8 protein-coding genes are annotated in these 12,129 nt (G+C 43.0%); all 8 read right to left on the bottom strand.

Annotated features, from left to right (window positions below; all coding sequences use genetic code 11):
- Positions 1 to 137: 137 nt before the first annotated feature.
- A complete protein-coding gene (locus D7M11_RS23955; protein ID WP_120749791.1) occupies positions 138 to 875 on the bottom strand; it encodes a hypothetical protein in 738 nt (245 codons plus the stop codon).
- Between the two features lie 326 nt (positions 876 to 1,201).
- Positions 1,202 to 2,464 (bottom strand): hypothetical protein, encoded by a 1,263-nt coding sequence (locus tag D7M11_RS23950; protein WP_120749790.1) that lies wholly within the window; start codon positions 2,462 to 2,464, stop codon positions 1,202 to 1,204.
- Between the two features lie 265 nt (positions 2,465 to 2,729).
- Positions 2,730 to 2,960 carry a DUF72 domain-containing protein gene (locus tag D7M11_RS37505; protein WP_240041282.1) on the bottom strand — a complete coding sequence of 77 codons (231 nt, stop codon included), beginning with the start codon at positions 2,958 to 2,960 and terminating at the stop codon, positions 2,730 to 2,732.
- A gap of 437 nt (positions 2,961 to 3,397) precedes the next feature.
- Complete coding sequence (locus D7M11_RS23940; protein WP_240041281.1) at positions 3,398 to 5,689, bottom strand: restriction endonuclease-like protein; 2,292 nt, start codon at positions 5,687 to 5,689, stop codon at positions 3,398 to 3,400.
- The gene (locus D7M11_RS23935; RefSeq protein ID WP_240041280.1) at positions 5,658 to 7,793 is read right to left on the bottom strand and encodes an MrcB family domain-containing protein; all 2,136 of its coding nucleotides are present in this window, start codon (positions 7,791 to 7,793) and stop codon (positions 5,658 to 5,660) included. Before D7M11_RS23935 ends, D7M11_RS23940 begins: the two co-directional genes overlap by 32 nt.
- Positions 7,794 to 8,019: 226 nt before the next feature.
- Positions 8,020 to 9,315, bottom strand: a complete 1,296-nt coding sequence (locus D7M11_RS23930) for a hypothetical protein (protein WP_120749788.1) — start codon at positions 9,313 to 9,315, stop codon at positions 8,020 to 8,022.
- Between the two features lie 88 nt (positions 9,316 to 9,403).
- Positions 9,404 to 9,931 (bottom strand): hypothetical protein, encoded by a 528-nt coding sequence (locus D7M11_RS23925; RefSeq protein ID WP_120749787.1) that lies wholly within the window; start codon positions 9,929 to 9,931, stop codon positions 9,404 to 9,406.
- A gap of 101 nt (positions 9,932 to 10,032) precedes the next feature.
- Positions 10,033 to 11,940, bottom strand: coding sequence for a 3'-5' exonuclease (locus D7M11_RS23920; protein WP_120749786.1), 1,908 nt, complete (start codon positions 11,938 to 11,940; stop codon positions 10,033 to 10,035).
- Between the last annotated feature and the right edge of the window lie 189 nt (positions 11,941 to 12,129).

Below are 12,129 nucleotides of genomic sequence, written 5' to 3'. Positions count from 1 at the left end.
GAATGGAGAGTAAACTCGCTCTAAGTGTTTAGGTACGTTATAGTTCAGGCTAAATGAGCTTTATATTGTACTTTTAATATTATATTAATTTCGCCTGCTACTTAAATAAAAAAAGATAACCTCGTTTGAGAACAAGGTCATCTTTCGTCATATGATTCAATGATCATATCGTTAATATGATTTTTATGTTCTTCTGTGATTATACCTTGCCTATACAACTCATGTATCTTTCGCAGTTGTGTCTCCAACGTATTCCCCTGCAAATCATGTAATGCAAGCTGTTTATTTTTTTCTCTTAGAAGAGTTAAGAAATTCTTGCGTTCGGTTACCATTAATTCAATATCTGTAAAAGGTATGTTTATTATACGCTTTTCTTTACCACTGAACAAAGTTATAATATACGCTTGCGCAGCTTCATATTTACCACAACCAGTAACTCGTTTTCTTGAAAAAATGATAGAAAAGTTAAAGTGGTGATGATCCATAATCGCCCCCACTTTTTGAACATGAGTTATATCCACAGCACTGTTTTCATTTTTACATTCGGCGTGAAAAAATGTCCCTACAGATGCGAGGAATGGATTATTTCCGTTATAACTACGTACCTCCACAAATCCATCAAACTGGTTTGAATTTGTATGAATATCATGTTCGACATCAAAAGGAATAATACAACTCGTTAGGAATACTGCAAGATCCTCTAACGACCGCCCCTTTTTATTATTTGCGTCTTTTGCAATAGAGGCCCAAGACCTCTTCACATCATTAATTAGTTCTTGTGTTCTTTCATAATCCATTGGACAATACTCTTCATCTGCAATAAGTATTGTGTAATGTTCATCATGAGATAAGTTTGCTAAGCTATGTTCTGTCAAACGTAACTCCCCCTCGGGCTTCTTCCTTAATGTCAAAAGAAATTTGAATTAAGTTCTGGAATTCCCAAGGATCAAATGAGTACCCACAATCATTACAAAATATATCATGTGGAATATCCATTTGCCGATGAACTACATGGACTCTTTCCTTACACCGAGGACAGTACAACTCATAATTGGTGTTGAGGACACCAACTTTTACAGCCCAATACATTGCTTGACGTGCCTGTTCATAAGGCACTTCATGATTGTCATCTGAAAAATATTGGGGAAGTATATATCGTTTGTGATTAAAACGTCGAGAAGAAAGCCAGTCATCAAGTGTATCAATGACCGAGCCTGGCAATCCTGATATTCCCTTTATAACGTCTAAATTGGGAAATAACATGATTAATCTCCTCCAAAGTGGCATGTCTCGTAAAAATTATATAATCAAAACCGAATTTACTATCCATTATAGTCGGGATAGCTTTGGATATACCCTCTAAACCATTCCAAGTATACTTTAAATATTCGACCCGGCCTAATTCGTCTATTGTAACCTGGGTATCGCCAAAAGTATCCATTTCCTCAATTGGTGTTTCTCGGTCCGCTGAACGTTGTTTAAAAGTGCTTCCAGTTCTTTCTCGCACGTTATGTTCTGTTATAAAGCCTGGTCGGTTTCCACGTGTATGGGCAATAGCCTCTTCAATGTCAGCATAGTTTTCTTTGATATAAATATGTTGGAAATTCGCAAGTATCCTTTTCACAAGCGTAGATTTCGCATCATCTGATAGCTTGAGTGCACCCTCATAACTATTAACAAAATCAATTGTTCCCTGAGTTACGGTATCCATAACTGTTTCAAGTTCAGGAATGTCATAAGCAGTTGCGTCTTTCCAAATATTATATAAGGCATTTTGGGTTAATTCTCTTGTTTCCAGATAGTTGATTCCAAATACTTCACTTATTTTATCGGCATATGTGCCTGCAATTTTTACAATTGATACTCGCTCATCCGTTGTGCCGTATTCCATTAAACCTGATTTAGGGTCTAAATTTATTGCTACATAATTATCAATAAGATTAATGTCAACAAAGATATGATAATCAATTGATTGAGTATGAATTGCATTATTAGCGTAGTCGACATTCTTTAGTGTCTTTTTCTCTTTAAAAGCTAAGCTTATTTTTGAAACCAAATCATTAGTAGTTTCAAAACTAGAATAGACTAAACCATCCTCAGTATCATTATACAATTGATTAATCCTTTGCAAACCATTTTGGGCAACTATTTCTTCATACACTTCTGTTGATTTGATTCTGTTTGCATCTTGTTCAACGATATCGTAAATGAAAATATGACGATTTCCTTCTTTTAATAGCTTTTCTCTCCAAATTTGTAATACTCTTAAAGTGATACTCTGATCCCTTGCTGCTTGAAGAATGCGGTTTACTTTCTCTTCCTTATCACCACTCTTCGCAAGTTGATGTGCATCCAAAAGTAGGCTTAAAGTTTTATTAGGCCATTCCATCATTTCTAATCGAATTTCACCTTCGTGCTCAATAATATACCGAGTTGGATCCGGTGTTGCTATATCTATTCTCATCGCGGATTCCTCACTTTTATGAAATAATTGCTTCAAGTTTTAATCATAATTAATCTAACAATCATTGCAAGGCTTGAATCCAATAAATACCATAACCGTAGAAATATTTACCTTAAGTATACCCACGGGTGTTCCCTCCGCGCCAGCACAAATCCAACTGCCGCTGCCCGAGATCCTGCTCCCCCCAGCCTGAGCATCGCCATCAGCTGCTTAGCATTGCCGGCGGCAGCCCGCCGGAGCTGTTGCTGAAGATGATTCCAATCCGTTACTCCAGCTGCGTGAGGTGGTCCGCCCAGTCCACGCGCTCCGCCTCGCTGTACTCATACAGGTACCGCACTTCACGCCAATCGCTGTCGCCGGCGTTGTTCCACTCGGCGACGTTACGGCCGTGGAAGCGTACCACCGTCAACTTGGGGTGCGTCGCCTCGAGCACGGTCGGCATGCTGCCGATGCCGGCCTGGGGCTCGTCGCAGTTTGTTTGAAGAATCAATTGCATAATATAAGCTAAGACCCCCAAACTTGGTACGCTCTTATCTCGAAAAATACTCAAAAAAATCTTCTTCCTAAATTTTTGGGGAACCTAATAAGTATGAATATAAAAAGTATTAGTACAAGAGTAATAGCGAGTATAGTAAAGTAGTCGGAAGAGGACTTTGATAAGGTAAATTATAACTAATGGTAATTTCAGTAATTTTACTTTCACCGATTGATAAACCAAGAATCGAAATAGCTGCGATAACTATAAGATTCTATAGTAATTTTTCTTAATAAGAGGATATTTTCATTTAAAAGCGCTTTCTCCTCTATAACACGCGAACCACTGCAAATAATGATATTGCAGAAGTAACACCTACACCACTAAATACCCAAGAGGGGTCTCTATACCCATAAGCTTGCTTCTCCTAAATATATATTTTCACACCTCACCTCTACCTACCCCCGCAACTCCCCAACCTCTAAAGCCCGATCAAACACATACTTACTCGCATACATCACTCGCTGTACACCGCTCCCGCCTGGCAGGATTGGCTTAGCGCGCTTGACCCACTCATCTACCGTAAACACCACGTATAACTCATCGGCTGCCCCACGTCCAGATGGAATCTGGGTAATCTCTTTCCTCTGCACAACCTTCCAGTCGGCGACCTTACCATATACGCGTATCCCAGCTTCTTCCCGCCCGAACAATTGAATCGACTGATAGAGCGCTACATACTCTATCCGCGTTAATATTTTATGGTCGGTAATATTGTTGAGCGGAGTATGGTAGAAGTGATGCTCCAGCGCGGCGTCTAGCTGCGACTTCTGGCTCATAGCGCCGATCAGTACATTTTTGCCGGAGAGCTTGTTTTTGTAATATTCCTTCGTTCCCCGAGGGCGCGTAGCCCGCTCGTAAGCTTTTTCCGGACTGTCGAGGATGATTTCATCCAGAAACTTTTCCATCAAGCTCGTCGAATTTGGCAAGAACGGGAATGCTCCGATATTGATGGTCTCGATACTTTTGTAGAAATGGTGCTGTTGAAACTGCTCTTCATTGTGGTACGGGAAGAGGACGTAAGCGCCAAACATGCTACGCTCGTATTCCTTTTCTTTATCGTCCATGTAGACGATCGCGTCCCGGTATCGGTGCATCGTGTTAATGTCGTCTTCCTCTGGACCCGGTGTCTTGTAGTCCCGCCGATAAGGCGTCCCTTCGTATGCCGGGTTTAGTCGATACTTGGCATCAAAGATGTATTTGTACTCCACCGATGCATCGTTTTTCCTGAGCGTAAGGATGTTATCCGGTCGTTGAGATAGTGTTGGAGTCTTGTCCCCACTTGGCAAAGCATTGTAATACAACGTAAAAGTTTCGCCGTTCCGCGGATTGCGGTATACCATCTTGGCTTTCTGCGTACGATCCAAGGTGACGAACAAGCCGCCGCGCTGCACTCGAATGATGTCCTGCTTCACTAGCTCATACTGCTTGCTGAGTAGGTGATGGATTTTGAGAAAGCACCAATACTCGTATAGCAAGGCAAGGTCTTTCATCGACAGTCGGAATAAGTCGCTCTGGATCGAGAGTCCTTTCATCAACATGAGGTAATACCGGTACACTTCCCGGTAGCCGACAGCCATTTGCAGCACAAGCGAAATGGACATTTGTCTCATCTCGCCAACCGCTAGGAAATCGTACTTTAACATGCGCTGAAGCTGGGTTTGCATCAAGTTCATCTTTCGCGTCAGTAGGGGGTCTTCTGCTCGCCCTTTTTGCACGAAGCGGAACTTCAATTCCTTCAGCTTCTGCTGGATGCGAAGCAACACCCAGCGTACAAACCGATTCTCGCCAGTATCGAAATTAATATGTCGCTTCGTTTCCAGAACGTGGCTAGGCGTAAGTCGTCGTCCGTGGACCGAGATACTTCCGTGCAGAGAATCCTCAACGAGCAGATTGGGCCGTTTGGATAGGAACCAAATGTTCTCTTTCCCCGCTCTGCGAACCCGAGCCGCTTCCACTAGCCGGTTCTCCACCTGAAGCTTCGAATGCGGCGATTGTTTAATTCGCTCGACAGCTTGCACCAATTGATCGAACACATGCTGTAGGATCGTGAAAAATTCAGTCAGGCTCTGGCTCTGCGTCTCCTTTAACCCGGATAAATGATACGTTTTACGCAAGAAATCGAAGGAAAGATTATAGATCTGTTCATTTACGTCATGTAAGATCATCTGGTAATCTTTCTTGTAGTCCATCTTCGACGGAAATATTTCGAGTTGTAGCCGAAACAGGGCTTCTCCATTCCGGCGAAGCTCCAACTCCGTGTGCCCGACTTCGTTTTGAAAGTTCAGAATGCCGGATAAGATCATGTTCCCCAGCGGCTTGATCGATTGGCGTATGTACAAGTTGTCATGGTGGAATTGTATCGCCACGTCTTGCTTTTTCTCGATAACCAGTTCGTAGGACTGGGTTTCGTAAAAGATCGGATGCACCGGGATACCCGCCATCCAAGACGTCAACTCTCCGCTTTCGGGTGAGAAGATCGAGATAGACTGGATAGATAGCGAAGGCGTAAGCGACATGCACTGGAAATGCGCCGTCGTCCATTCTGTATCGTCCTGCCGGTGGAGTTGCAACGTCTCGACGGTTGGATGGAACGGCTTGCCCTGGATATACAGGTTAAACAGATTTGTTTCTATACGAAGCAATTCGGTCTGATGATTAGGAAAGCCAGTATGACGTAAAGCCATCATCCTCTAACCTCCGCAACATGAAGGCAATTTTTTTGGCGCTTTGCGGGTATTTCGCCTCGTCGTAAGCTGACCCATTCTGGTACAGCTCGGAGGCATCCTCCATAAGCTCCTGCATCGCCAAGCGTCGACCGAGAGCTTCCTCCATCAGCTTCAACAGCATTCTTTTTACCGCAGAACTGCTTCCTTGTACTCTAGGCAAAATCTTCTGAAGAAGCTGCAAGTCGAAGGCGACAGCCGAATCCACTAGCTCGAAACGTACGTTGTATAGCATATAAAAGCAAACAGCATCCCGAATGCGGAACCCAACATGTGCGTGGATGTCTTCCAATATGCCGTTAATCTTCACTAGCTTATCGGTCGTTTCTTGAATAAACTCCCGGTTATCCCGGTACACATCTACGAGCTGCAAGTATTCGGAACGCAAGAAAGAATTGGCTACAGCCGTAATTTCCGGAGCGCCCTCCTCTTCCTCATCCTCTGGATATTGACCGAGATGAATGTAGTTGAATTCGATGGTATTGGCACGGTCTAATACTTTTTTGCTAAATGGGTGTGTGGTCTCGTCCATATTGACCGTACCGATCAGATATACATTGTCCGGCAGATGCAGATTGCCGTATCGTTGCCGATCCTCCTCGCTCGTCAAGGAATCGCGATGCAGCAGCGGCATTGTAACGATCCGACCCTCTTGCCATTCCTTCGTTTCCAGCACACTGAGCAGATCGCTAAAGTAGTGTTCGACCCGAGCCAGGTTCATTTCATCCAAACATATGAAGTAGGGCTTGTTTTGATTTTCGGGCAAAGACGCTTCTACCAGCACTTCAGTTAACTTGCCGGGGCGAAAAGCGCCGGATAAATCTTTGTACCCAAGTAAGTCGGATGGATCGCTCCAATCCGGCCGAACCGGGATTAAGGTAAATTGACGATTGGCGCTTGTAGCTCCGATCGCCTCAGCGAACAGCTTGACCAGCTTCGTTTTGCCAGTACCGGAGACGCCGGCCAAGATGACAAACGGCTTGGTTTTCAAGCATAAGTAAAAGTTCTCGATCAGATGGTTGGGATACGCGAAGCCCTTGCGCCTTATATAGGTTTGGATAGCCCGTACTTGATCCGGGACCGATAGGGGTTCCACTGCCAGCAACTCCTTCTGTTCATTAGAAGCTTGGATCTCCACATATTGCGTATAGTTCTCGACGACATTGCGAAGATCGGCAATAAGCTGCTCGTTACTGGGCAATTGATCCCGGTCATACCGGTAATACGCCACCGTAGATACTTGGTAGTCCTGCCCTAGACCGGAAGCGGTCAATTGGATATTTTGGTCTTTATACATCCCTTCGAGCGGGAGTAGGGTCTGAATCTGTTCCGCTTTCTGCCTAAGATATTGATAGGCTCCAGGTCTGCCCATTTCTTTGGTCGGTACGGTGACTCCTTGAGCTAATGTTAAATACACCGCGCTCATATCGTGGGCGAACAAGTATACAATATACTCTCCGCGCTGGGTCGTTTCCGTATTGCTACGGTCCATAATAGCGATCCACGGTACCGTGGCCCAATTGCCCATACCGACAGAACCCTGAATGCGCATCCTGCTTTGATTGATAAAAGGCAGCTTATGGATTTCCTGCGGAATCGTACGCCTTATGAGTGTACCTAGCGGGTGATTCGTAAACGGCTCTCGCTTCGCCTCAACATATCCGGACATTACTTGTGTTAAATATTCACGCAGGGAAGTACGTACCGGCGGACGCTGCTGCTCGTAGTAGCTATCCAGTTCACGGATGGCATACTCCCGGAGCTCCGATGCCAGTTGCTCGGACCACTGGTCGCGTAGCTCGTCCGTGAAACGAAGCGTCTGCTCGCCTGAGTCAAATATGAGAACTGAGCTTAATGCCTTAATTGGCGTCTGCATGAGGCTGTTGATTTGGAACCCCTGCACCGTACCCCAGCGCTGCCCAACGCTCTCAGGCGGTGGATCGACTGGTAGTTGTTGCGATTCTCGGGCTTGTAGCAGCTTTAGAAAACGCGCTCTTACAAGCGTTATGGATAGTTCATGCTGTTTCAGTTCCCCGAACAGATCGAGCAGGGCTAGAATGAGCACCATCTTGTACGATTTTTGTTTATGTGCAAATATGCCCGTTAAGGGCGTGGGAAGTGTCATTGGGATCACCTTGGGCTGTCGGTATTGTATTTAGGTCTTTCGACATACATTAGCATGATTCGACGATTACCAGTGGATTCCTTCTTTGGAAAAGTCGCTGGAGCTGAAAATAAATAATATAAAGAAAAACACGCATATGCGTGCTTAATCTCCACTCTATTTCCAACCCCTAAGATAAAGTAAATTTAAATGGCTTTACTATTTCTACTGAATCAACTTTCCAGGCTCCATTTTCGATCGTCAATACAAATTTAGTATACCGATCAACATCTTTCCAATATTCAAGTGCATAAACTTCATAACCAGACTTTGTTAATACAGGTTCAGATAATTCATAACCATAGAACTCTTTGATCTCTATACCTGCATATTTGCCTTCAGTATCCCAAATTTTTTGAAGAATACTTGTAGCGATATAATTCTTTTCACCGTAAAATCTTTCTGACAGCAAAGATACATATAATTCAGCGGATGGTTTTTCCAACCTATGCTTATAATAATTTTTAACGCACTCAATAACCGAATTATTCAGATTATTAATGTCGGACAATTTTAAGATTTTCACTTTAGGATTAGCATTCCAAACTTCAATTTTTTCAATACTCTTAATTGGAATAATCTCCGTTTTCCCTTGCGACGTATTGTAACCAATAAAGAAGTCTTTTGATAAATCTATAAATAAGTAGCTACTTCTTTCATTTTTAATAAAAACATCTGCCATTTTATAACTATTTCCCGCCCTTTCAATATTATTAATCTTATGAGCTTGAAATAACACTCCAAAAAATTGGAAAGAAAACGAGAATGCTAATGTTATTAATAGAAATAGAACTATAATGAAAAGATAGTGTACTCTGTTTTCTAAATAATATATATTATTTAGGTCTATATTGATCAACTTTGTAACATTTTCAACTTTGTTTTTTAAATAGAAGAAAACTGAGATAAAGAAAAAAAAGCTAACAGTATAATATCCAATAAAAAAACTATTTACATATTGAATAAGAAAATCCGGGGGTACCAAGACAAATAATAGTGTAGGCAAAACAGCTAATAGCATGATAATGCATATATATATTTTCCCAAAATCGTTCTGTACTATAATTATTAGTTTATTGGCAATATACGAATTAAATGGCTTTATTCGAAATTGATTTAGTTTGTCTTTTAGATAATGCTTTGTTGTCCAAAGTATATATGAAAGCATGAATGCAAAAAGTAATTTCACAATAAAATAAACGCCATTTAGTACAATCGTTTGTCTAGAAATTGGTAGAGCTACTTGTACATCTGTAAATAATTCTAGTCCAATAAATGGACCATTTAATCCTTGAACATATAGAAAACTAATTGCCAAGGATACCACGGAGAAAATTATATAGTGCTCTTTTATACTAGAAAATATTGAAATAATAAAGCCAAGGATCGTCGGTCGATTGTTATTAATTTTGTTATTTGTTGTCATAAATAATTTCCTTATCCCGATATAATAATCAGCAATAACCAAGGAAGCATCAAATAATTAAGATGTTGCATACTTTGTTTTTCTTCTGTTATTTGTGCCCAAGCACCCCCAGAGAATATTTATCGACATTGTTTTCTTTTTCTGAAAAGCCAGGACTTTTAAAGAAACCTGTCTTGAGGTCTGCTTTTGAAATCACCTCTTTCATTTCTTCAATCCTTCTTTGTAAGAAGCCTCCATTTCTCAAAATCTCTACCTCGTTCTTGTATTTATTTATTAAAATCTGCTTTTCTTCTGTAGACTGTGTCTGTAATATTATATTCCGCAGCTCATCTAATCTTTTTAGATCAATTACTACTTCCATTAACTGTTCGTTTTTGAAGTTTAAAACAACCTTTTTCCAATTAACATCTAGATTAAGCAATTTATAATTAGGTTGAAATGGTTCTTCCTGTAACATCTTTTTAATCGTTGATTCAGCAGAAACTAATTCTACTACAGCTGCCTCATTATCGACTGTAAAGTCAACTTCAAGAACCCACAAAGTTCCATATACACTTAAAATACCACCTAATATACTCCCAATTAGTCCACCCAAAAGGTTATTTAAAAATTTCATTAATACACGGCCCCAAAAACAAAATTTTTGCATCTCTTACATGTGCATTAAACCTTAATTGTGCTAACAGCTCTATACTGTTATAAATTCCTTACCCCCATTCACCCCAACTGCGCCCCCGAGGGCTGACGCTCGCTCCTCATCTTGGCCACATCGTCCAAATATGCCGTAAACTTGGATTGCCCACTATATGTAAGGAATAGCCACTCGAGCGCACGCGTCATACCAATGTAGAACAGCGAAACCTCCCGCTCCTCGACCTCCTCCAGAGGGAAAGGCATACTTTCCACGTTAACGATAAAAACGGCGCGGAAGTCGAGCCCTTTAGCGCTGTCGATGGTAGAGATTTTGATCGAATGCTCGTCCCGTACGAAGTTCCGCTTGGACTCTGCATTTTCCGTGATCCAGGTATAGGGCAATTGGTGATTGTTCAGGCTATCTTTGATCTCATCGATATAGGAGGTCTTGAAGCTGTTCTTGACCCGATATAAGATAGCGATATCCTCCAGCGGAATGTTTTTCTCGCGATGCAGGAACGTAATCGATTTCGAGACGAAGTTCATTTCCTCCTGAAGGCTACCGAAGCTTTTGATGATCGGCTCCGGTCCTTTTCGCTTCGTAGACTGCGGCGGAATAATCTCTATTCCTTCGATAGAGCCCTCCTGTACGGTATGTTTCAACTGCGAGTGCTTTTGATAAAAGTCCCAGGCGAACTGAACGATCTGCGCCGTATTCCTGTAGTTGATCGACAGCACTTTGGAGCGTCCGCGGAAATCGAGTCCGATATCTTGCGCCAGGCTTTTCTTTCGCTTGAATATCGTTTGGGCCCGATCTTCCACCAGAAGCAGCGATTGGGTATCCGGATTCAGGCAGTATCCCAGCAGCTTGAGCCAATCCGCTTCGAAATCTTGTCCCTCGTCGATCATGATCGCATCATAGGTCGGCAAAATTGCTTCGCTCCTTCCCGCCTTCTCCAGCAGATCCGGAATGTCCGCCTCCTTCATACGCAGACTGTTACGCAGCCACTCATGGAAGTTGTATACCTCGATCTGGGACTCGGTTTCGTTCACCGACGATGCTGGCTGAAGTAGGTCAAGTAAATCTTCCGGTTCGTTCATCATTCGCACGATCATTTGCTTCAGACTGCGGGATAGCGGGATGCCATAGCACAAGACAAGGATTTTCCAATCGGGCTGCGTTTTGGCGAGCATTTTGGCCCGGCTGGCGAGTACGAGCGTTTTGCCGCTTCCGGCCACTCCCCGGATGAGACGATGCTTATCTCCAAGCTGCTTGGCCAAGTTTTCTTGATGAAGGTCCATCGTCTTGATGTTATGCAGCGAAAGCAATAGCTGGTCCTGATGCTGGGTCGGGGTCTTGAACTCGGCGCTGATCCGCACTTCCGGGAAAAGATGGAAGCGAATCGCCTGTATGTCCTCGTGGGTGAGCACGTTCCTTTTGGGAGGCCATACGGTAAACATGCCGCGAATCTTTTCCAGCACAATGTCCGGGTAGAAGCCTTCCTCATCCGGATCGATCTCATCCCGGCAGAGCACAAATGCAGACTCGATGACCTGGTACAGATTGTGCTTGATAAAGTCTTCCTGCTTAAGCCTGGTAAACACCGTGCCGAACCCGTAAGGAAATTTGAGGTTCGTTCCGCCTTCCTGCAGTAAATTTTTATCCTTTTTCAAATGGTCGGTCAGAATGAACGCATTTTCTCTCGCCTGCTTGAGCGGGCTTTTCGTCTTGACGAGTGCCCCGCTCGTATTGCGCAGCAGCCATTCGTCGTGATTGATTTGATACAACGTGCCTTTCGTATAGTCTTTCACTTCCAGTATGACAATGCCCAGATCGGGGCCGATCAGGACGAAATCCGGCCTTCTCCCCCGAATCTCGGGCTCGTAGTAGACGATGTAATCGCTCGGCAAATGTGCTTTCAAACTTTCAAACAAAATACGCTCTCCGGCGGTTGCGCTTCTCGGGATCGTTTCCGGGACCATATATGCCATATGCTGACTCTCCTAGAACGTAGTACCTACTTTTCTACTATTATAGTACTAGTTGACCGGAAAGAATATACAATGTATGACAGTTTTCTGTGTTTCGTACCATTTTCGCATTGGCACCCCCTCCAAACGTATGTACATGCTGGAAATAACAAAACAAAAGCCTTCAAACAACGGTCAAGTCGTTTCAAA

It is taken from the genome of Paenibacillus ginsengarvi, from assembly GCF_003626695.1.
GTDB classification, from domain to species: domain Bacteria; phylum Bacillota; class Bacilli; order Paenibacillales; family NBRC-103111; genus Paenibacillus_AB; species Paenibacillus_AB ginsengarvi.
Note: the sequence above shows the minus strand (reverse complement) of the source record. Positions and strands in the feature narration are given on the sequence as shown.